Below are 20,696 nucleotides of genomic sequence, written 5' to 3'. Positions count from 1 at the left end.
AGCCGAATTTGTCGGATTTATTTTAATTTCTGTGCGCCTGCAGCGTGACAGGGTGGAAACGATGTGTTCAAATTCTTACGTGAAACTCAGACACCAACAAAGGAGTATCGCCATGAGCGTGAGCGCACACCTGACCGAACTGAAGAAAAAGCACGAAACCCTCGGTCTTGAAGTTGAACAAGCCCAACGCTCGCCTGGCATCGACGATCTCCACGTAGCTCAACTCAAAAAGCAAAAGCTTAGGTTAAAAGAAGAGATCGAGCGTTTGTCGAATTAACGACGCAAACTTGCCCGCGCTGCAAGAGCAGCGCCGCCTGTAACCAAGACGGCTGCGATCGCCAATCCCCAAGACGGGGTGGCGATCCCGGCCACAACAAGGGCCAGAGTCGACAAAAGCGGCGCCGCGTAGGATGCCGTGCCCAGAATCTGAATATCCCCCTGCTTCACCCCGATATCCCAAACATAAAACGCCAGCCCCACCGGCCCCAGACCCAGCGCCACGACCGAGGCCCAGCCATATCCGCTGTCCGGCCAAATGGTATCTTCCACGGTCAGATGCAACGCACCCGAGGCGATGGCCGTTGCAATGCAGAACACGGCCACAGAACTGGTTGGCGTATGCCCCAATCGGCGCGACAGGACAGAGTAGCCCGACCAAAAAAGGGCACACAGCAATGCCAGCCCATAACCCGGCAGATGTGCGGCCTGAAACCCGGTGCTGCTGCCCCCGGCAATGATCACGGCGGCCCCGGTAAAACCCAGGCACGCGCCGATCAGATGCCCGATACGCAGATGCTCCCCCGGCAGCAGCCCGGAAAACAGTACGATGAGCAGCGGCCAGAGATATGCGATCAGCCCAGCCTCGGCCGCCGGGGCCATTCTCAGGGCTGAGAAGTACAGCGCATGATACCCGAACAAACCCACGGTTCCGAACAGGTATATGCGCCAGCCTACAGTGCGCAATTGGCCCAGCCCGCCACTTGCCCATGTCCAGATCAGACCCAGAGTACCCCCGATTGAAAAGCAAACAGTGTTCAGCAACAGCGGCGGAATTGGGGTAGACCCAACTGTGAAAAGGGCCAGCAAGGACCACAGCAAAACGGCCGCAAAGCCGATGCTTGTCGCCTGTGTTCTGGTCAAGGCGTTGTTACCTTTTCAACGGGGATAATTTCGAAGTCATCCGATACATGTGCGGTTTTTTCGATCTCAGCCACGAACCAATCCCTGAACGCCGCGATCTGGGGCCGTTTTTCCGCGCCGGGAAGGCAAAGGAAGCGATATCGGCCTTTGGTTTCGATTGCTGTCTTAAAGGGCGCAACTAATCTCCCCTCGATAATGTCCTTAAGGATCATCGAGCGGCGGCCCAGCACCACCCCAACGCCCGCAAGGGCGGCATCAATCGCGTGATCGGCGTTGGAAAACCGCGCTCCATGCTCGGGGACGAAATCGACCCCGACCGCCCGGAACCAAGCAGGCCAATCGCAGGGCGGCTGCAGAAACGTAATTGAGTCGTCATGGATCAAGGGCGCATCCCTAAGGCAGTCGGGCGTTGGATATTGCGCGGCCAGTTTCGGTGTCATTACCGGAGTTTGCCATTCCTTGCGCACGGGCAGGGAATACAGCCCTTCGTCAGGGCCATCGCCAAAGCGGATAGCGACATCTACATCGTCGCGTTCCAAATCCATATTCCGCAAGGTGGCCGAGAATTTCAGGTCAATCTCGGGGTGTTCTCTTGCGAATTCATACAGGCGCGGGGCAAGCCATTTCGCCGTCAGGGCTGGCCCTGCTGTCACGGTGAGGTTGGTGTCATCCCCTTGCCTTCGGGCGGCCTGCCAGGCGGATTGCAAGGCGGCAAAACCCTCGGCCGCGCCCGGAGCAAGGGCGCGCCCTGCTTCGGTCAGCTCAACCGCGCGATTCAAGCGTCGAAACAGCGGACGCCCCAGATGTTCTTCTAGCGATTTGATCTGAAACGACAGGGCCGCAGGGGTGACGTGCAATTCCTCAGCCGCCTTCGCGAAGGACATATGCCGTGCAGCTGCATCAAAAGCACGCAAAGCGGTCAGAGGAGGGAGGGAGGTGCTCATCAGTAAAGAAATTCTTATTCGAAAGTCGTAGAAACCTCGTTTGTCAGCCTTTTAATGTCAGCCCATACTTTAAGCAAGTCAAACAAAATTAAACTGAAAGGAATAAAGTCATGATTGAAGTTTCCAGCAACTCTGCGATGGCTCGCGTCTTTCAGCGCGCACATTTGGAACGATCACGCGCGGTTGGCAATGCCTTGAAATGGATTTTCGGTTCCCGCTGAGCGTAGCGCGCACGTTCTTACGGGATAAAAATGGGCCGGTCCAAATGGATCGGCCCAGCTTTTCATATGTCGGTATTAGCTAAAGAACTGCGCACCGTTGGCCGAAATGGTCGAACCGTTGATAAATTGCGAGTCGTCCGAGGCCAGGAACGCCACGCAGCGCGCGATTTCCTCGGGCTCACCCAGGCGACCAGCCGGAATCTGGCCGATGATTGCTTCACGAACCTTTTCCGGAACGGCCATCACCATCTCGGTCGCAATATAGCCCGGGCAGACTGCGTTTGCGGTAATGCCAGCGCGTGCACCTTCCTGCGCAAGCGACTTCACGATCCCCAAATCACCCGCTTTGGTCGCGGCATAGTTCACCTGGGCGAACTGACCCTTTTGGCCATTGACCGAGCTGATAACAATCACGCGGCCAAATTTCCGTTCACGCATGCCGGGCCAGACAGGATGGACGGTGTTGAATACACCAGTCAGGTTGGTGTCGATCACCTGGTGCCACTGTTCTGGGGTCATCTTGTGGAAAGGCGCATCGCGGGTAATCCCCGCATTGGCAACCACGATGTCAATCGGGCCAATCTCGGATTCTACCTTTTCGATCCCGGCCTTCGATTCGTCATAGTCGGCAACATTCCACTTATAGGTGGCGATACCGGTTTCCTCGGAAAACTTTGCGGCGGCTTCGTCATTACCGGCATAGGTGGCTGCAACATTATACCCTTCGGCCTTAAGCGCCTTGGAAATTGCTGCGCCGATGCCGCGGGAACCGCCGGTGACGAGTGCTGTACGTGCCATTGAGGACTCCTTCAATATTAGTCTGGCTTGGTAATCTTGTTACTCTGAGTGTTCAAATCGCGCAATAATGCATCGTGACGGGATTTTCGTTTTGATTCAAATTCATTGAAGCACTCGGGAGAGGTTATAGAGATTCTACAAAAAAGGGCGCCAAGTGGCGCCCTTCGTATGCCGCGTAATCCAGCACTTAGTCGCGCTCCACGCAGAGGGCGACACCCATACCGCCACCAATGCAGAGGGTCGCCAAACCCTTCTTGGCGTCACGGCGTTTCATTTCAAACAGCAAGGTGTTCAGAACACGGCAACCCGAAGCGCCGATCGGGTGTCCGATGGCAATTGCTCCGCCATTCACGTTCACGATCGATGGGTCCCAACCCATGTCCTTGTTAACGGCGCAAGCCTGAGCGGCAAAGGCTTCGTTGGCTTCGATCAGATCCAGATCGTCAACCGACCATCCTGCTTTTTCCAGCGCCTTGCGCGATGCGTAGATCGGCCCCACGCCCATGATCGACGGGTCCAGGCCAGCGGTTGCGTAAGAGGCAATGCGGGCCAACGGCTCAATCCCGCGCTTTTCAGCGTTTTCTGCCGACATCAACAGGGTGGCGGCGGCACCGTCATTCAGGCCGGATGCGTTAGCAGCAGTCACAGAGCCATCCTTGGTGAAGGCAGGGCGCAGCTTGGCCATGGCTTCCATCGTGGCACCGTGGCGGATGTACTCGTCGCTGTCCATCACAGTTTCGCCCTTGCGGGTCTTGATGGTGAATGGAACGATTTCATCGTTGAATTTGCCTGCCTTCTGCGCGGCTTCGGCCTTATTCTGTGAGGCTACGGCAAACTCGTCCTGCATGTCGCGGCTGATCTGCCATTTTTCGGCGACGTTTTCAGCGGTCTGACCCATGTGATAGCCGTTGAATGCATCCCAAAGGCCATCACGGATCATCGTGTCGATGTATTTCATGTCGCCCATTTTGTGACCTGCCCGCAGAGCGGCGGCGTGGGGCGAAAGTGTCATGTTTTCCTGCCCGCCAGCCGCGACGATTTCAGCGTCACCCAGTTGGATATGCTGCGCGCCCAGAGCGACAGCGCGCAGGCCCGAACCGCAAACCTGGTTAATACCCCAGGCGGCGCTTTCCTGTGGTAGGCCGGCGTTGATGTGGGCCTGACGTGCCGGGTTCTGACCCTGAGCAGCCGTCAGAACCTGACCCATGATGGTTTCGCTTACTTCACCCTTTTCAACTCCGGCACGTTCGACAACGGCTTCAAGAATGGCAGCACCCAGATCATGTGCGGGTGTGTTTGCAAACGAGCCGCCAAAACTGCCGACACCGGTGCGTGCTGCGGATGCGATTACTACGTTGGTCATTTAGACAATCCTTTACCATCAAGGTCCTGTGGGAACCGTAACGGCGTGGATCACTGGCGCAAAGCCCCAATGAACCAGAGCGCCTCCTGATCCCCCGCTCCAACTGCACGTGGCATAGCGTAACGCTGCAGTTGCAGCAACGGTAAGCTTGTCACAGGTGCTGAGGATGGCGTATTTACAATGTTTAAGTGCCTGTTTGTTTGAGTTTTTCGCGCGTCCATGGTGCGGACACGGTAGGCGCGCCGAACAAAAAGCCTTGCAAACAATCCACACCGCTGGCCACGAGAAATTCGGCATCTTCCTTGGTTTCAACCGATTCGGCCGTGACCAGGATCTCGAATTCCCGCGCTACGGCCACCAACGCCCTGACCAATGCCTGATTGTCGGGATTGTCGCTGATACCCCGGACAAACTGCCCGTCGATTTTGGCAGCGTCGAACAGAAACTCACGAAAATGACGGAAACTGAAATTGCTGGCGCCGAAATCATCAAGGGCAAAAGCAACGCCACGCGGTTGTAGCTGGTCCATGAAATCAATCACAAGTTCGGGCACCGTCATGGCTGATCTTTCCGAGATTTCAAGGATCAGACGCTCACCCAGAGTGTCATCTTTCTTTAGATATCGGTCCAGAACCCGAGCGTATCGCGCGTATCCGATCGAGCGCGCGGACATATTGATCGACAAGCGTATGTCTGGGTTTTTGGTCAGCGTACGCAGACCCATCTCAAGCGCTACGCAATCCAGATCACGACCGATGGGCGTGTTTTCCAACTGAGGCATGAAATCCCGCGCGGGGATGACCCGACCGGTTTCATCCAGAACCCGAATAAACCCCTCATAAAAGGCGACACCGAAGGGGGGATGCGCCTGCATGACCGGCTGATAGGCCAGTTTGCACTGTTTGTGCTTGACCGCCTCGGTTGCCATTTGAACAGTAGATTTGTCACGAGATGAAATGGCCGCGTTCAGCGGGCTATCGGCACCTTCTGGTACGTCCGCTTGGTGTTTGTCCCCCATGCTTGTGAAATCCCCTACGTCACAGGTCAGGGTAGGATTTCACTGCAAAGTCATGAATCTGAGGTTAAGATCAAAAGAACTGATCGCCTTTATCGTGGCGTGTCCCAAACGCGACCCAATGCGGCCGCCGCACCGATGACTGCGCCGAAAAAACCCAACGCCAGCATGACAAAACCAAGGGCGATCATCGTTTGCGCGCTTCCGATTAAAGCCGACACCATTGCGATGATTAAACCGATCAGACCAAGTGTAATTGATATCATCGTCAGTCGGTTCATGGGTTCCTCAAATCGCTTAAGTGGTTAACTCCTTAACAAATTGGAACCGGTCGGTGCGATTTCAAGAAAGCTGGGGTTTGGATCGGCGGATTTAAGCCTGTTTTGCCTTCGTATTGTGCGATTTTGCCTCGAACTGCTCGAATCCGGGCGTTCCACGATCCTCTGGGTGGCGGGCCAGATGCCGGGCTTTTATCTGTTCCGAGTTCTGACGGCTGCCATCGTGACTGTACCCGGGCGGGGCAAAGCAATAGGCAAGGCGTTCCCTTGGGCTCAAACCTGGTTGCGTCGCATCGCGCCAGATACCAACCCATTCGTGAAATGCGACGCGCAGCGGGTTGAACGTGCCGATATTGTGAACCAAGCCATAGTCGACCCGGTCGTTTTCTTGTTCCGGGACAAACGTGCCAAAGATTTTGTCCCAAACGATAAAGACTCCGGCATAGTTGCAATCCAGATAGCGCGCATTTCGGCCGTGATGGGCGCGGTGGTGGCTGGGCGTGTTCATGACGGCTTCGAACCAGCGGGGCATTTTGCCAATTGCCTCGGTATGAATCCAGAATTGATAAATCAGGTTCAACCCGCCCACGAACAGCACCATCGCGGGGTGAAAGCCCAAAAGGATCAACGGTGCCCGAACCACCATCATAAAGGTAAAAGTATAGGTCCAGGTCTGCCGCAATGCGGTGGTCAGGTTGTAGTGTTGGGAACTGTGGTGGTTCACATGGCTGGCCCAAACCCAGCGGATACGGTGACCAAAGCGGTGAACCCAGTAATAGCGCAGATCATCCAGCACAAAGCACAGAATAATCACAGGGATCGAGGTGCCAAGGTTCAGTGGTGTAATCTGCCACAGCCACATGAAAAACCCATACGCGATGAACCCCAGCAGAAAGCCCGAGGCGATGTTTCCCGCGCCCATCACCAGTGAGGTTACCGCATCCCGCGTCTCGTATCGTCCACCTTTGCCTTTGACTGCGATCCACAGGAATTCGACCAGAATAGCGGCGATAAAGAACGGTACGGCCCATTGTACGGCGTCCGGAAAGCTGAGTTGGTCGGTCATGCGGTGTCCATCAGTTTTTGCCAATGCGGGCGTTCGAATTCATCCAGGCGGACGAGGGCGTTGGGGGCGCCGAAACCGAGGAATTGAATCTTGAACCCCTCAGGGTGGTTGATCCGGTCAAAGTCCTGCAGATGGCGCGCCACTGTATCGGCCCCAAAAGACCACAGCAGGCCAATGCCTGCCTCAGTCCGAACCAGCGCCGACCGCATGTCATGTGCAATTGTAACGTCCACGATCACATCGTCTGGCGCATGGCGCATCCATTCAGATCGCGCGGTCTGCTGCGTCAATTCGCGCACACGCGAACGCCCTGAAAGGTGCAGCAGCGCCGTTATCCCAAGTATGCCTCCGACCACCAGAACCAGAAGAATTTCAAGCGGCATATTTTCCTCCCGCCCGGCAAGGTGCAGAGCGGTAAACAGCTTGTCAAAGGTTGCGTAGCGTCAGCTTGTTTCTAGCCTGTTCAGGATTTCGTGCTGCACAACCCGTTCCACAAATGGCACAAGCCCGTCCGGGCCTGACGATCTGTCTTTCAGGTGCATGCAGATGTCCGGCCTGCGTGCGGCGATGATGCCAACCATCTCGCCACGTATCTTGTCATTCAGGCCTGCGCCCATGATCGCGCAGGCGATCCGCGGTTCGGCGTCCAGTTGCCGCCGAACTTCATCCCGGTCATGCGCGCCAAGCCATTGGATCGGCAAGTGATCCAACTGCCGTGCCACGTCGCCGATGACGCTCGGCAAGCGGCCAATCAGTAAAACCACCGGTTTCATTGTCGCTTCCGTTTCGTTGTCACGTTTGGAGTGTCACTGTCGTGAACGGTGACACTCTTAGTTTAACACGAAAGTGAAAAAATTGATGTAGAGGTTGCCTGTACTGAAGTTCTCCCGACAAAGAGCGGGAGAACTGGATATTCCGGCAATGTAGTGGGTCAGCTTTCAGCGCCCACAAGCGTCGATATGATGGCCTTGGCACTGTCAGAGTTCCATTCCGCGTCACCAATCAGGCGGGCCATTTCATTGCCTTCGGGGTCCAGAATCACCGTGATCGGCAATGCGATCACGCCAAATTCCCGCGCCACGGCTGAACCAGTGTCTTGATGGCGAGGCAGGTTCTTAATCCCGTTTTCCTCGAAGAATTTCTTGATCCCGGCAGGGGAGTTGCGACCAGTGGCAAGCGTAAGAACCTCGAACTTGTCACCGCCGAATTCTTCTTGCAGCTCGGCGATCTGCGGCATCTCCTTGCGGCAGGGCGCACACCATGTCGCCCAGAAGTTCAGCAGAACGTATTTGCCTTTGTAGTCTTCAATCGTTGCAGTGCCGCCATCATCCTCAAGCTGAAACTCAACCGGTTCTACGGGTTTCGGTTCCTTATGCAGGATCAGCCGCTTCAGTGTGCCATCTCGCAGCGGACCCAAGGTCTCGGCATCTGTGGCCAAAGCGGCATTTGCACCCAACGCAAGGGCCATATAAAGGGGGATCAAACGAAATAGGCGCATATCAACTCCGGGTTTTCTTTCATGACCGATCATTCCTCGAACCAGATGTGGGGCGGCCGCTTTGCCGCCGGTCCAGACGCGATCATGGAGGCGATCAATGCCTCGATCGGGTTCGATCAGCGGATGGCAGCCCAGGACATCGCAGGCTCGCGCGCCCATGCCGCCATGTTGGCTGCCACAGGCGTCATAAGTGATAGTGACGCTCAGGCCATTCGGGAAGGGCTGCTCACAGTCTTGTCAGAAATCCAAGGCGGAGAGTTCCAGTTCTCGACCGCGCTGGAAGACATCCACATGAATGTTGAGGCGCGCCTGAAAGAAGTCATAGGCGAGCCCGCAGGTCGTTTGCATACAGGTCGGTCGCGGAACGACCAGGTGGCGACCGATTTCAAACTTTGGGTGCGCGATCAGTTAGATGCTGCGGAAACCGGTCTGCTGGCCCTGATCCGCGCGCTTTTGGCGCAAGCCGAGGCAGGGGCAGGATGGGTCATGCCCGGTTTCACGCACCTGCAAACTGCACAGCCGGTGACATGGGGCCATCACATGATGGCCTATGTCGAGATGTTCGGCCGTGACCTGAGCCGTGTGCGCGATGCGCGCGCCCGGATGAACGAATCCCCATTGGGCGCGGCTGCATTGGCTGGCACGTCCTTTCCCATCGACCGGGACATGACGGCGCAGGCGCTGGGCTTTGACCGGCCCGCCGCCAACTCGCTGGACGCGGTCAGCGACCGTGATTTCGCGCTGGAGTTCCTGTCCACAGCCTCAATCTGCGCCGTCCACCTGTCGCGCTTTGCCGAAGAATTGGTGATCTGGTCTTCGGCCCAGTTCCGTTTTGTCACGCTCAGCGACAGGTTCTCGACTGGCTCATCGATCATGCCGCAGAAAAAGAACCCCGATGCGGCCGAACTGATCCGGGCCAAGGTGGGTCGGATTTTTGGTGCCAACACGGCGCTGATGATGGTGATGAAAGGTCTGCCGCTGGCTTATTCCAAGGACATGCAGGAAGACAAGGAACAGGTCTTTGACGCTGCTGACAACTGGATGCTGGCGCTGGCGGCGATGGAAGGCATGGTCAAGGACATGACCGCAAATCGCGACAGCCTTGCCGCCGCTGCGGGCTCGGGTTTTTCGACGGCGACCGATCTGGCCGACTGGCTGGTGCGGGTGCTGGGCTTGCCGTTCCGCGACGCACATCATGTGACAGGATCACTGGTTGCGATGGCTGAGAATAAGGGCTGTGATCTGCCCGACCTGACGTTGAATGACATGCAATCGGTGCATTCCGGGATTACCGAAGATGTCTTTTCTGTCCTTACCGTCGAAAACTCGGTAAACTCACGTCAGTCTTATGGGGGAACGGCACCGGATCAGGTGCGTGCCCAGATCAAGCGGTGGAAGGCGCTGGTGTGATGCGGATACTGCGAGTGTTGCAATTGATCGCCGTCGGGTTCGTTCTTGCAGCCTGTGGCGCGGACGGAGAACCAATTCAGCCGACGATGAACGCGACTGTCGGCGTTGGCAGCAGTGGCACACATGTCGGGGGCGGCATTGGGCTGCGACGTGGCGGCCTTGGGATTTACATAGGACGGTGACGCGGGGCGAAGGCAGCTCGACTGCGCCCGGCTATGTCCGGGTAAGTTGCGATCTTTAAAAAGTAACAGAAAAAGAGGACAAGTATGAGATTTACCGGCTTGATCCTGACCCTTGTCCTGCTTGCAGCCTGCGAACCGACTGCTAACCCGCGGCCGCAGCCGGAAACCAGCACGGGGGGCTCCGGCATCTCAATCTCGGGTTATGGCCGGGTCGGTGTGTCGACAACACGGTGACGGAATGCCGCCAATAGCGCGGAAATTATTGATCAGCCCGGCAGTTTTGGTCTAAGCGCGCAGTCATGGATCACTTTCTTTACCGCGACGGCGCGCTCTACGCCGAAGACGTCCCGATCACCGAAATCGCCGCTGCGGTGGGAACCCCGTTCTACGTCTATTCGACGGCGACCCTGCTACGGCATTTCCAGCTTTTCGATGATGCGCTGGACGGCACTGACCACCTTGTTTGCTACGCCATGAAGGCAGCCAGCAATCAGGCGATTCTGAAGACGCTGGCTCAGGCCGGTGCCGGAATGGACGTTGTGTCTGGCGGGGAATATCTGCGTGCCAAAGCTGCTGGTGTTCCGGGCGACAAGATCGTGTTCTCGGGCGTTGGCAAAACGGCAGAGGAAATCCGCACCGCACTGACCGGTGGCATTCGCCAGTTCAACGTCGAATCCGAGCCTGAGATGCAGGTGATCAATGCGGTTGCGCTGGAATTGGGTGTTGTTGCGCCGATCACCGTGCGGGTGAACCCCGACGTGGATGCCAAGACCCACGCCAAGATCGCCACCGGCAAGTCCGAAAACAAATTTGGCATTCCAATCTCGCGCGCATCCGAGGTTTATGCCTACGCGGCCAGCTTGCCGGGTCTGGAGGTCATCGGTATCGATGTTCATATCGGATCGCAACTGACCGAGTTGGAACCGTTCGAGCTGGCCTACACTAAGGTCGCCGAACTGACACAGCGTCTGCGCGCCGAGGGTCACACCATTCGCCGTCTGGACTTGGGTGGAGGTCTGGGTATCCCCTACACCCGTTCGAACGAGGCACCCCCTTTGCCGGTAGAGTACGGCGCGCTGATCAAGAAAACGCTGGGCCATCTGGGGTGTGAGATCGAGATTGAGCCGGGACGCCTGATTGCTGGCAACGCTGGTCTGATGGTCAGCAAGGTGATTTATGTGAAGTCCGGTGAAGGCCGTGATTTCCTGATCCTCGATGGAGCTATGAATGACCTGATCCGCCCTGCGATGTATGAGGCGTATCATGATATCGTAGCCGTGCAAGAGCCCGTGCCGGGGGTGGAACAGCAACCTTATGACATTGTGGGCCCAGTGTGCGAGACAGGCGATACCTTTGCCAAACAACGCGACATGCCGCCGCTCGAACCGGGTGATCTGGTCGCCTTCCGCAGCGCCGGCGCATATGGCGCGGTGATGGCCAGCGAATACAACACCCGCCCCCTGATCCCCGAGGTTCTGGTTCACGGGGATCAATTTGCAGTTATTCGTGATCGCCCAAGCTTTGACGAAATCATAAACCGCGATACCATACCAGAGTGGCTCTGACGCGATAACCGTGCGGGCCTGTTCAGGAGGCCCGCCTTGACCACAAGACCGACCCTGCCGATTCCAAGACTGTCCCTGTGGCTGACGCACGCAGGAATGCTGGCCGAGCAGGTTTTGCGCGCCTTCTGGCCCTTTTTCTCGATTTTTATGGCGATTTTGGCCGCTTTGATGCTGGGTCTTCAGGATCACGTCCGGGTTGAGATGGCTTGGACCCTTGGTGGTTTAGCGATCATCGCAGTGGTTATTTCGCTTATCTGGGGCATTCGGCGATTCCATCTGCCTCGCCGGGCCGAAGCGCTGATGCGACTGGACGAATCTCTGCCGGGACGCCCGATTCAGGCGTTGATGGATGATCAGGCCATAGGTGCGATGGATGCGGACTCAGTTGCTCTGTGGCACGCGCATCAGGCTCGGATGGCACAGCGGGCAGCACAAGCCGAAGCGGTCAAACCCGATCTGCGGCTTGCAGACCGAGACCCTTATGCGCTGCGGTACTCCGCGTTGCTGGCGCTGGTGATTGCGGGTCTTTTCGGATCATTCTGGCGCATTGGGTCCGTGGCCGAGATGACGCCGGGCGCAGCCGTGGCGGGACAGGGACCCAGCTGGGAGGGCTGGGTTGAACCGCCGCGCTATACCGGCTTGCCGACGCTTTATCTGGCGGATCAGTCTGGTGATACTCTTTCCGTACCGCAGGGCAGCCGGATCACATTGCGTTTCTACGGCGAGGTGGGGGCGCATAGCTTGTCGGAAACCACGTCGCTTTCGGGCATACAAGGCGCAGCGGACCCGGAACAGGAGTTCGTGGTCGAGCGTTCGGGCCAGATGATGATCGAAGGACCTGCCGGACGGGACTGGGCGCTGAGCGTCATAGAAGATGCGCCTCCGCAGATCGCTGTTACCGATCCGGCTGAGGCCGAGGCGGGCGGGCAGATGAAGCTGCCCTTTACCGCTACTGACGATTACGGCGTGGTGTCCGGTACGGCGGTGATCGAATTGGACCTGCCTTCCGTTGACCGTCAGTATGGCCTGGCGTCTGACCCCGAGCCACGTGATAGGATCGAGGTGCAGCTACCGATGCCGATAACCGGCGACCGGGCCGATTTCACCGAAGATCTGATCGAAGATTTCTCGGAACACCCTTGGGCGCATCTGCCAGTCAAGATCACCTTGATGGCACAGGATGCAGCCGATCAGGAAGGCCAGTCCGCGCCCTATGCAACAGAACTGCCCGCACGGCGCTTTTTCGACCCATTGGCTGCGGCGGTGATCGAACAACGGCGTGATCTGCTCTGGACGCGGGACAACGCGACCCGGGTGTCCCAAATTCTGCGCGCTGTGTCGCATCTGCCGGAAGAGGTGTTTCGCTCTGACACGGCCTACCTGCGTCTGCGCGTGACGCTTCGCCGGTTGGAGGCATTCAACGACTATGGGCTGACACAGGACCAACAGGAAGAGATCGCACAGGCTTTGTGGGATCTGGCGATTATAATCGAAGAGGGTACCCTCGCCGATGCGCTGGAACGTATGCGCCGCGCACAGGAGCGTCTGACCGAAGCCATGAAAAACGGCGCCACTGATGAAGAAATCGCCGAATTGATGCAAGAGCTGCGCGAAGCAACGCAGGATTACATGCGCCAGTTACAGCGTCTGGCACAGGAAAATGGTGAATTCGACGAAAATCAGCAGGGCCAGAATGGCGAAACCATGCAGATGACGCAGAACGACCTGCAACGGATGATGGATCGCATTCAGGAACTGATGGAACAGGGCCGCATGGCCGAAGCACAGCAGGCGCTGGAAGAATTTCAGCAGATGATGGAGAACATGCGCGTCACCCAGGGCCAGGGTCAGGGCCAGCAGTCAGAGGGCCAACAGGCAATGGAAGGGCTGGCCGAAACCCTGCGTGAACAACAGGGGCTGAGCGATCAGGCCTTCCGCGATCTGCAAGAACAGTTTAATCCTGGCGCTCAGGCCGGTGAAAGCCAGGGCAACGAAGGCCGCAATGGGGGTCAGGGTCGCGGCCAAAGCCACGAAGGCCAAGGCGGTCAGGGGCAGGGGTCTGATCAGGCCGAAGGCGGCGGTGGCCAGCCAAGCCAGGAGTCTCTGGCCGACCGCCAACAGGCTTTGCGCGACGAACTGGGTCGCCAGCAACAGAATCTGCCCGGTGCCGGAACACCCGAAGGCGAAGCTGCACGCGATGCGCTGGGCCGCGCGGGTCGGGCAATGGATGGCGCTGAAGAAGCCCTGCGCAGTGACGACCTGGCCGAGGCCATAGATCGCCAATCTGAAGCGATGGAAGCCCTCCGTGAAGGCATGCGGTCACTGGGTGAAGCTTTGGCACAGAACCAGCAGAACCAGCCCGGTCAGGGAACCCAAGACGGCGATATGCAGGCCAACAGCCGCGATCCGCTGGGTCGCAGCCCCGGCGCAAACGGCTCTATAGCAACTGACGACAACCTGTTGCAGGGCGAAGATGTGTATCGCCGCGCGCGTGAGTTGCTGGATGAAATCCGGCGTCGCACCGGTGAGACGGAACGCCCACAGATCGAGCTGGAGTACCTCAAGCGGTTGCTGGAGCGCTTCTAAACCTTGCCTGGCGTTTAATTCTGCGATGTCCCCGATGTCTGCGCTTCAAGCCAAAGCCGCGCCTGATCCACAAGCGATACGTACGGGTCAAGAATTGGCTCGGCCTGCGGCACCGCTTCGCTGATCTGCTGCGCGTTGCCATAGACCAGCAGCAGGATGACCCCGACAATCAGCATCAGTGCAAATCCACGCATGAAACCGCCGCCAGACTTGCGCGGCGCAGGTTCGCCATCCGAGGCCAAGCTTTCATCACTACGCAGGCTGGAGTTGATCGCTTCGACATCAGGCAGTGCATCTTTCTGCCCTGCATCCTTTGCCGTTTCCATAGCAGTGAGGTCTTTTACGGCGCGTTCCGGGTCGGGCTTGGAGGGTGTCTCCAAGGCCAGATCGGGCTGAGTTTCCAAACCGCCGCCTTCTTGCGCACGAAGATCCGCCTCACGTGCGGCTTCTTCTTTTAGGATATTTGCAACTGCAGGATCGATATTTCCGGTAGCTGGTGGTGTTTCTGGTTCGCTTGCAGCCTCTGGTTTTGGGGCAGCCTCTGGTTCTTGTGTGATCTCTGGTTCCGGTGCAGGCGTCGGCTCCGGCTGCGCTTGGGTTACTGAGTCCCGTTCCACAACATCAGGCTCGGGTGCGGATGTCTGGGACGGCGTGTCCTTGGCACCGGGTGCGTCTTTGGCGGGGACTGTTTGGTCTGGGTGTTTGGGCTGGAACCAAGTCGTCTCACAGTTCGAACACTGAACGTCGCGGCCATCTTCCGGAATGACCTCGCCTGGCACCTCGTACTGGGCACCGCAATTCGGACAAGTAAGACGCATGCTGCCTCCTGGCCGGGACCCCGACCGATAGTAGTTTTTTAAGGGATGTTAATCCGTTAAGACCTGACCGCAAAGGGTGTTTTCGGTTTCACAGTTTAAGTGTCACCGATTCGACCCGGTGCAGGCATTGAAACCGCAACCGCGCTCGGGCATGAAGGGCGGCAACAGAAACGGGGGCTCCTTTTGATCGAGCTGGAAAATCTCAGCTACACCTATGGCGGTGGCGAACTGCTGAGCGACGTGTCTTTACGGTTGCAACCGGGGTCGTTTCACTTTTTGACCGGCCCGTCAGGTGCGGGCAAGACCACCATACTCAAACTTTGCTACGGCGCTTTGTTGCCCACGACGGGCCGGCTCAGCGTGTTCAAGCAGGATATCGCCCGGCTGGATCGCGATCAGTTGGCCCTGATGCGCCGTCGGATTGGTGTGGTGCATCAGGATTGCCAGTTCCTTGATCACATGACGCTGGCCGAGAATGTGGCGTTGCCGCTAACGGTGTCCGGGCAAATCGATACTGCACAGCGCGAAGACCTTAGCCAGTTGCTATCCTGGGTGGGGCTGGGCACCCGATTGGATTCGCACCCGCCGGAATTGTCAGGAGGGGAACGCCAGCGTGCCGCACTGGCCCGCGCGGTCATCCTGTCGCCGGACGTGGTTCTGGCGGATGAACCAACCGGAAATGTGGATTGGGAGATGTCGCAACGCCTGCTTCGCCTGTTGGTCGAATTGAACAAGATGGGCAAGACCGTGCTGATCGCGACCCACGACATGAGCCTGATCCGCGCGGCGAAAAGCCAGGTGCAGGCAAGGGTTCTTCGAATCTCGCAACGTCAGGTCCAACTTGCGGGAGCGGATTTATGAGCAACGGAATGATCCGAAGCCTGCTGAAACGGGATACGCGCGCGGACCGGGTCGTTCCGCCAACTGGGTACACGGCGCATCTGACCCTGTTTGTATCAGGCGCGATGGCTTTTCTGGCGGTGTTTGCATTGGCCCTTTCCCTGGCATCGGGGCGGCTGGCTGACCGCTGGGGTACGGAATTGGCCGGGGCCGTCACCCTGCGTATCAGCGCACCTGCCGATCAGATGGACGCGCAGACCGAGGCGGCCCTAACCGTGCTGAGCCAAACTCCGGGTATAGCTTCGGCCCGCGCGTTGACCACCGAAGAACAGGCCGCGCTGCTCTCCCCTTGGTTTGGCCCGGACCTGCCGCTGGAAACGCTGCCTATCCCTCAACTGATTGAGATCATCGAAGGTGAGCCGGGTCTGGATGCGGCTGGTCTGCGCCTGCGGCTTGGCGCGGAAGTTCCCGGTGCAGTTCTGGACGATCATACCCGCTGGCGTGAACCCTTGGTAGAGGCCGCAAGGTCCCTGCGGCGGCTGGGCTGGGTTTCAATCCTGCTGATTGGTGGGGCCACGGCAGCCATGATCACGCTGGCCGCCAATGCTTCGCTAGCTGCCAATGCCCAGATTATCGAGGTGCTGCGGCTGGTTGGTGCCCGTGACGGTTTTATTGCCCGTGCCTTTGTCCGGCGCTTTACCTATCGGGCTTTCTTTGGTGCCGTTGTCGGCGTTCTGCTGGGCATGACCGGAGTGCTGCTGCTGCCCGCAGCCTCGGATGCGGGCGGGTTTCTGACGGGTTTGGGATTTCAGGGGTATGGCTGGCTGTTGCCGGCCCTGATCCCCGTATTGGGTGCGGCCGTTGCCTTTCTGGCAACCTGGAGTGCCGCCAGCCGTAAACTGAAGGAGCTTTCGTGATGGCCGCTGCGTTTCAGTGGGTACGCTCATTGATCTTCATGATCGTGATCTACGTTTGGATGCTGGTTCTGGGTATCCTGTTCGCCCCATACGCCATGTTCACCAAGCGTGGCGCATTGAAAGCTTGCAAGGCCTACGCGAGTACAACCTTGTGGTTGGCTCGTTGGATGGTCGGCATCCGGACCGAAGTTCGTGGCGCGGTGCCGTCGGGTGAAGTGGTCATCGGTGCCAAACATCAGTCCTTTCTGGATATTATCATCATTTTCGACGCCATCCCCCACGGGAAGTTCATTATGAAGAAAGAACTGCTTTGGACCCCGGTCATCGGTATGTATGCCCGGCGTCTTGGCTGTATCCCGGTTGATCGGGGTAAAAAGGGCGTCGCCGTGGCCAAGATGGTTAAGGACGTTGCCAAGGAATTCACGGAACCCGGGCAGTTGGTAATCTATCCCCAAGGCACGCGCGTCGCGCCGGGGGTGCGCAAGCCTTACAAGGTCGGCACGGCCATTTTGTACGAAGGGCTGGGTTTTCCCTGCGTTCCCACGGCGACAAATGCGGGTGTGTTCTGGCCTCGTACCGGTGTTCTGCGCAGGCCGGGGCTGGCCATTGTCGACTTCCTTGATCCTATCAAACCGGGTGCTGCACGGGACGATTTCCTCGGAATGCTGGAGGATGTCATCGAAACAAGGTCCAATGCGCTGATGCGAGAAGTTGGGTTTGATCCTGATGCAATTCATTGACGATATCGAAATACTTGAAAGTCTCTACGGTAAACCCGGTGCGCCCTCATTGCGGAAGGTGGCACACAGCCTGACTCCCCTTTACCGCAAGTGGATCATGGCCGCGCGGTTGTGCATTCTCAGCACCGTTGGCCCCGAAGGCGTAGACGGAAGCCCAAGGGGCGATGATGGCCCCGTTGTGCAGGAGCTTGATGCAAACACTTTGGCGCTTCCGGATTGGCGCGGCAACAACCGGTTAGATTCCCTGCGCAATATCGTACGTGACCCGCGCGTGGCCCTGATGTTTCTGGTGCCGGGCTCCAACACAGTCGTTCGGGTGAATGGTACAGCGCTCCTGACTGCGGACAGTGAATTGCGCGCCCGGTTTGAAAAAAACGGCAAGCAACCCGCCACGGTTGTCGTCATTGAAATTGCCGAAATCTACACGCAATGCGCCCGCGCACTTATGCGCGCGAGGACCTGGAGCGCAGGTGATGAAAGTGCCGCCTTACCCACAGTTGGCGAAATTCTGACCGAAGTAAGCCGGGGTGAGGAAGGCGGTGCACAATACGACGCGGAATGGGGTGCAAGAGCCGAAAAAACGATGTGGTAGCACGTGCAACTACACCGCAGCCGCACCGATTTTGGCGACTTGTGAGACCCAGCGCTCGACACTGCCGGGCTTTGGATAGCTGGCACTCGCAAAATAGGTGAAACGGGTTGGTTTGAAGCCGACAAATCCAAGAATTTGATCACGGACCTGCCGAATGAGGGCTTGCCGGTAAATCAGCCGCATAAACCAACCCGGCGTATCAGACGTCAGGATGACACGAGCTGTACGTCCTGCCAGCATCGGGGCTGGAAGTCCCAGCTTGCTGATATTTCTTGTGTCGAAGGTGCGTCCCGGGATGAACATCCGATCGATTAAGCCTTTCAGCTTGGCCGGCAACCCGCCCCACCACATCGGTGTTGTGAGGACCAGATGGTCACTCCATTCGAAATCCTGAAGTACTTGTTCCAAAACGGGCTCAAGCGGTTTGAAGTCTTTATAGTTGCCCTGACCAAAGTCGTGATCGAACTGCATTTCGCTGAGGTGAACCATTCGGACATCGTGGCCATTCTTTTCGGCCGCGTCTTTGTAGGTTTCAGCGAAAGTGCGGGACAGGCTGCTTTCTGCGGGGTGCCCATCAAGGATGAGGATTTTTTTCCGTTGCATCAGGATTCTCCAAAATTGACCATGGTCATTTTATAAACCAGAAAAATGACTATGGTCAATAAAAATTTGACCGTGGTCAAAAACTATGCAAATTGGACCTATGCAAAAGACAATTCAAAAACGTACTCTGAAAACTCGAGCGCGCCTTATGGAAGCCTCGGAAAACCTGATCAACACTGGTGGCTACGAGGCCCTGAGGGTCGAAGACGTAGTGCAGGCGGCGGGTGTGGCCAAAGGTACGTTCTTCGCGCATTTCCGTGACAAGGATGCGCTAATGGAAACTCTGATTGGCGCAAAGTTGAATGAGTTTCTGGATAGTGCCGAAGCCCAGGCACCACCCAGGACCGTGTCCGAGATTATCGCCGCGCTTGAACCTGTCCACAGATTCATGACATCCGAGCGATACGTATTTGATCTGTTGATCAGGTATTCAGGCGCGACGGCTGTTGCGGAAATAGGACCGATTGCCCATTTTTTCGACCGATACTATCGCCTTGTAATGATGTGGCTTGAAACAGCAGATGTGCGGAAGGACGTAACGCCTGAACTTCTTGCAGAAGGGGTGCAGGCTTTTGCCATTCAGGCTATGTCGCTAAGGTTCTGCGCCCTGCACGCGGCCACCACATTCAGTGACAGGTTAGAGACCTATCTGGACGCGTGGTTGACCCCGCCGACCGGTTAGCCGGCGGGGCAGTAAGTTAGCTGTGGATCGGGCCGTCGCCGCAGGCCAGTGCCGCTTCTCGTACCGCTTCGGAATAGGTTGGGTGCGCATGGCAGGTTAGGGCCAGATCTTCGGCTGACGCGCCGAACTCCATTGCGACGCAAACCTCATGGATCAGATCGCCTGCCGCCGGGCCGATAATGTGGGCGCCAAGTATCCGGTCGGTTTCGGTGTCAGCCAGAATTTTGACGAACCCATCGGCCGCAAAATTCGCCTTGGCGCGGCCGTTGCCCATGAACATGAACTTGCCCACCTTATAGGCGCGGCCTTGTTCTTTCAGGGTCTCTTCGGTTTCGCCGACATTGGCGACCTCGGGCCAGGTGTAGATCACCCCCGGAATGACGCCATAATTGACGTGGCCATGTTTGCCCGCGACCTGTTCCGCGGCGGCCATGCCTTCGTCTTCGGCCTTATGCGCCAGCATCGGGCCTTCGGTGACATCGCCGATGGCATAGATGCCGGGCACGTTTGTCTGCCAGTCAGAGCCCACCTTGATCTGGCCGCGTTGGGTCATTTCAACGCCCAGTGACTCAAGCTCAAGACCGTCCGAGAATGGCTTTCGCCCGGTGGCGACCAGAACGGTATCCGCCTCAATCACGTGTTCGCTGTCATCTTTGCGCAGCTTGTAGGTGACTTTGGCCTTGGTCTTGGTCGCTTCGGTCTTTTGTACCGCTGCGCCCATGACAAAGTTCAACCCCTGTTTTTTCAGAATGCGCTGGAACGTTTTCTGAACCTCGGGGTCCATGCCCGGCGTGATCACGTCGAGGAATTCGATCACGGTGACTTCGGCGCCAAGTCGCTGATACACCGAACCCAGTTCCAGACCGATCACGCCCGCACCAATGACAACCATCTTTTTCGGAACCTTGCCAAGCGACAGCGCACCGGTCGAGGTCACGACAACTTTCTCATCCACGTCAACGCCCGGCAGCGAAGCAGGTTCAGAGCCCGAAGCGATGATGATGTTCTTGGCCGTGTGAACCTCGTCGCCCACTTTGACCTGACCTGCAGCGGGGATCGAGCCCCAGCCCTTTAACCAGTCGATCTTATTTTTCTTGAACAGAAACTCGATGCCCTTGGTATTACCCTCAATGGTTTCGTCCTTGTAGACCTGCATCAGTTTCCAATCGACCGAGGGGCTTTTCCCCTTCAGGCCCATCTTGGCAAAGTTATGCTCGGCCTCATGCAGTTGGTGGCTGGCATGCAGCAGCGCCTTGGACGGGATGCAGCCGACGTTCAGGCACGTGCCGCCCAGCGTGTCTCGCCCTTCTACAACGGCGGTTTTCAAGCCCAGTTGGGCACAGCGAATAGCGCAGACATAGCCGCCGGGGCCAGCGCCGATTACGATGACGTCATAGTTTGCCATGAAAGGTCTCCTTGAGTAGTCGGGCTGTGGCAG

The 20,696-nt window shown here is 57.5% G+C and carries 24 protein-coding genes; 11 read left to right on the top strand and 13 right to left on the bottom strand.

Annotated features, from left to right (window positions below; all coding sequences use genetic code 11):
* Positions 1 to 112 precede the first annotated feature (112 nt).
* Positions 113 to 277 carry a YdcH family protein gene (locus AC2FIT_RS10200; protein WP_496829101.1) on the top strand — a complete coding sequence of 55 codons (165 nt, stop codon included), beginning with the start codon at positions 113 to 115 and terminating at the stop codon, positions 275 to 277.
* Here the strand turns inward: AC2FIT_RS10200 and yddG are convergent.
* The 10 genes from yddG to AC2FIT_RS10150 form a co-directional block, all read right to left on the bottom strand.
* Positions 274 to 1,140, bottom strand: a complete 867-nt coding sequence (yddG, locus tag AC2FIT_RS10195; protein ID WP_496829099.1) for an aromatic amino acid exporter YddG — start codon at positions 1,138 to 1,140, stop codon at positions 274 to 276. The genes AC2FIT_RS10200 and yddG overlap by 4 nt on opposite strands.
* Positions 1,137 to 2,084, bottom strand: a complete 948-nt coding sequence (locus AC2FIT_RS10190) for a transcriptional regulator GcvA (protein WP_496829097.1) — start codon at positions 2,082 to 2,084, stop codon at positions 1,137 to 1,139. The genes yddG and AC2FIT_RS10190 overlap by 4 nt, the downstream gene beginning before the upstream one ends.
* A gap of 296 nt (positions 2,085 to 2,380) precedes the next feature.
* Positions 2,381 to 3,103, bottom strand: coding sequence for an acetoacetyl-CoA reductase (gene phbB / locus AC2FIT_RS10185; protein WP_496829095.1), 723 nt, complete (start codon positions 3,101 to 3,103; stop codon positions 2,381 to 2,383).
* A 187-nt stretch (positions 3,104 to 3,290) separates the two neighbouring features.
* Positions 3,291 to 4,466 (bottom strand): acetyl-CoA C-acetyltransferase, encoded by a 1,176-nt coding sequence (locus AC2FIT_RS10180; protein WP_496829093.1) that lies wholly within the window; start codon positions 4,464 to 4,466, stop codon positions 3,291 to 3,293.
* A gap of 184 nt (positions 4,467 to 4,650) precedes the next feature.
* A complete protein-coding gene (locus AC2FIT_RS10175; protein WP_496829091.1) occupies positions 4,651 to 5,484 on the bottom strand; it encodes an EAL domain-containing protein in 834 nt (277 codons plus the stop codon).
* An 89-nt stretch (positions 5,485 to 5,573) separates the two neighbouring features.
* A complete protein-coding gene (locus tag AC2FIT_RS10170; RefSeq protein WP_496829089.1) occupies positions 5,574 to 5,762 on the bottom strand; it encodes a hypothetical protein in 189 nt (62 codons plus the stop codon).
* A 91-nt stretch (positions 5,763 to 5,853) separates the two neighbouring features.
* Positions 5,854 to 6,825: a sterol desaturase family protein gene (locus tag AC2FIT_RS10165; protein WP_496829087.1), complete on the bottom strand. Its 972-nt coding sequence runs from the start codon at positions 6,823 to 6,825 to the stop codon at positions 5,854 to 5,856.
* Positions 6,822 to 7,208 carry a hypothetical protein gene (locus tag AC2FIT_RS10160; protein ID WP_496829085.1) on the bottom strand — a complete coding sequence of 129 codons (387 nt, stop codon included), beginning with the start codon at positions 7,206 to 7,208 and terminating at the stop codon, positions 6,822 to 6,824. Before AC2FIT_RS10160 ends, AC2FIT_RS10165 begins: the two co-directional genes overlap by 4 nt.
* A 60-nt stretch (positions 7,209 to 7,268) precedes the next feature.
* On the bottom strand, positions 7,269 to 7,598 hold the full coding sequence (locus AC2FIT_RS10155) for a hypothetical protein (protein ID WP_496829083.1): 330 nt from the start codon (positions 7,596 to 7,598) through the stop codon (positions 7,269 to 7,271).
* Positions 7,599 to 7,756: 158 nt separating this feature from the next.
* A complete protein-coding gene (locus AC2FIT_RS10150; protein ID WP_205626546.1) occupies positions 7,757 to 8,323 on the bottom strand; it encodes a TlpA disulfide reductase family protein in 567 nt (188 codons plus the stop codon).
* A gap of 21 nt (positions 8,324 to 8,344) precedes the next feature.
* Here AC2FIT_RS10150 and argH point away from each other — a divergent pair, with 21 nt between their 5' ends.
* The 5 genes from argH (at position 8,345) to AC2FIT_RS10125 (ending at position 14,066) form a co-directional block, all read left to right on the top strand.
* On the top strand, positions 8,345 to 9,733 hold the full coding sequence (gene argH, locus AC2FIT_RS10145) for an argininosuccinate lyase (RefSeq protein WP_496829081.1): 1,389 nt from the start codon (positions 8,345 to 8,347) through the stop codon (positions 9,731 to 9,733).
* Positions 9,733 to 9,915, top strand: a complete 183-nt coding sequence (locus AC2FIT_RS10140; RefSeq protein WP_496829079.1) for an argininosuccinate lyase — start codon at positions 9,733 to 9,735, stop codon at positions 9,913 to 9,915. The genes argH and AC2FIT_RS10140 overlap by 1 nt, the downstream gene beginning before the upstream one ends.
* Positions 9,916 to 9,999: 84 nt before the next feature.
* Positions 10,000 to 10,149, top strand: coding sequence for a hypothetical protein (locus AC2FIT_RS10135; RefSeq protein ID WP_496829078.1), 150 nt, complete (start codon positions 10,000 to 10,002; stop codon positions 10,147 to 10,149).
* A 65-nt stretch (positions 10,150 to 10,214) separates the two neighbouring features.
* Positions 10,215 to 11,480 carry a diaminopimelate decarboxylase gene (gene lysA, locus AC2FIT_RS10130; RefSeq protein WP_496829076.1) on the top strand — a complete coding sequence of 422 codons (1,266 nt, stop codon included), beginning with the start codon at positions 10,215 to 10,217 and terminating at the stop codon, positions 11,478 to 11,480.
* Between the two features lie 36 nt (positions 11,481 to 11,516).
* Positions 11,517 to 14,066, top strand: coding sequence for a TIGR02302 family protein (locus AC2FIT_RS10125; protein WP_496829074.1), 2,550 nt, complete (start codon positions 11,517 to 11,519; stop codon positions 14,064 to 14,066).
* 14 nt (positions 14,067 to 14,080) lie between these two features.
* Here the strand turns inward: AC2FIT_RS10125 and AC2FIT_RS10120 are convergent, their stop codons facing one another.
* Positions 14,081 to 14,884, bottom strand: coding sequence for a zinc-ribbon domain-containing protein (locus AC2FIT_RS10120; RefSeq protein ID WP_496829072.1), 804 nt, complete (start codon positions 14,882 to 14,884; stop codon positions 14,081 to 14,083).
* Positions 14,885 to 15,067: 183 nt separating this feature from the next.
* Here AC2FIT_RS10120 and AC2FIT_RS10115 point away from each other — a divergent pair, with 183 nt between their 5' ends.
* Genes AC2FIT_RS10115 through AC2FIT_RS10100 form a run of 4 tightly spaced genes read left to right on the top strand, consistent with a single transcriptional unit; the run spans position 15,068 to position 17,973 of the window.
* The gene (locus AC2FIT_RS10115) at positions 15,068 to 15,745 is read left to right on the top strand and encodes a cell division ATP-binding protein FtsE (protein WP_496829266.1); all 678 of its coding nucleotides are present in this window, start codon (positions 15,068 to 15,070) and stop codon (positions 15,743 to 15,745) included.
* The gene (locus AC2FIT_RS10110; RefSeq protein ID WP_496829070.1) at positions 15,742 to 16,641 is read left to right on the top strand and encodes a cell division protein FtsX; all 900 of its coding nucleotides are present in this window, start codon (positions 15,742 to 15,744) and stop codon (positions 16,639 to 16,641) included. The genes AC2FIT_RS10115 and AC2FIT_RS10110 overlap by 4 nt, the downstream gene beginning before the upstream one ends.
* Entirely contained in the window at positions 16,641 to 17,381 is a 741-nt protein-coding gene (locus tag AC2FIT_RS10105; protein ID WP_496829068.1) for a lysophospholipid acyltransferase family protein, read from the top strand. The genes AC2FIT_RS10110 and AC2FIT_RS10105 overlap by 1 nt, the downstream gene beginning before the upstream one ends.
* Positions 17,368 to 17,973 (top strand): pyridoxamine 5'-phosphate oxidase family protein, encoded by a 606-nt coding sequence (locus AC2FIT_RS10100; protein WP_496829066.1) that lies wholly within the window; start codon positions 17,368 to 17,370, stop codon positions 17,971 to 17,973. Before AC2FIT_RS10105 ends, AC2FIT_RS10100 begins: the two co-directional genes overlap by 14 nt.
* A gap of 9 nt (positions 17,974 to 17,982) precedes the next feature.
* Here AC2FIT_RS10100 and AC2FIT_RS10095 read toward each other — a convergent pair whose 3' ends face one another.
* Positions 17,983 to 18,576: an NAD(P)H-dependent oxidoreductase gene (locus tag AC2FIT_RS10095; RefSeq protein ID WP_496829064.1), complete on the bottom strand. Its 594-nt coding sequence runs from the start codon at positions 18,574 to 18,576 to the stop codon at positions 17,983 to 17,985.
* A gap of 100 nt (positions 18,577 to 18,676) precedes the next feature.
* Here AC2FIT_RS10095 and AC2FIT_RS10090 point away from each other — a divergent pair, with 100 nt between their 5' ends.
* Positions 18,677 to 19,258 (top strand): TetR/AcrR family transcriptional regulator, encoded by a 582-nt coding sequence (locus AC2FIT_RS10090; RefSeq protein WP_496829062.1) that lies wholly within the window; start codon positions 18,677 to 18,679, stop codon positions 19,256 to 19,258.
* A 16-nt stretch (positions 19,259 to 19,274) separates the two neighbouring features.
* Here the strand turns inward: AC2FIT_RS10090 and lpdA are convergent, their stop codons facing one another.
* Positions 19,275 to 20,663, bottom strand: coding sequence for a dihydrolipoyl dehydrogenase (lpdA, locus tag AC2FIT_RS10085; RefSeq protein WP_496829060.1), 1,389 nt, complete (start codon positions 20,661 to 20,663; stop codon positions 19,275 to 19,277).
* Positions 20,664 to 20,696: the final 33 nt, after the last annotated feature.

The organism is Ruegeria sp. YTSA135 (assembly GCF_059610165.1).
The sequence above is the reverse complement of the archived record's forward strand: the minus strand, read 5'-3'. Positions and strand labels throughout refer to the sequence as shown.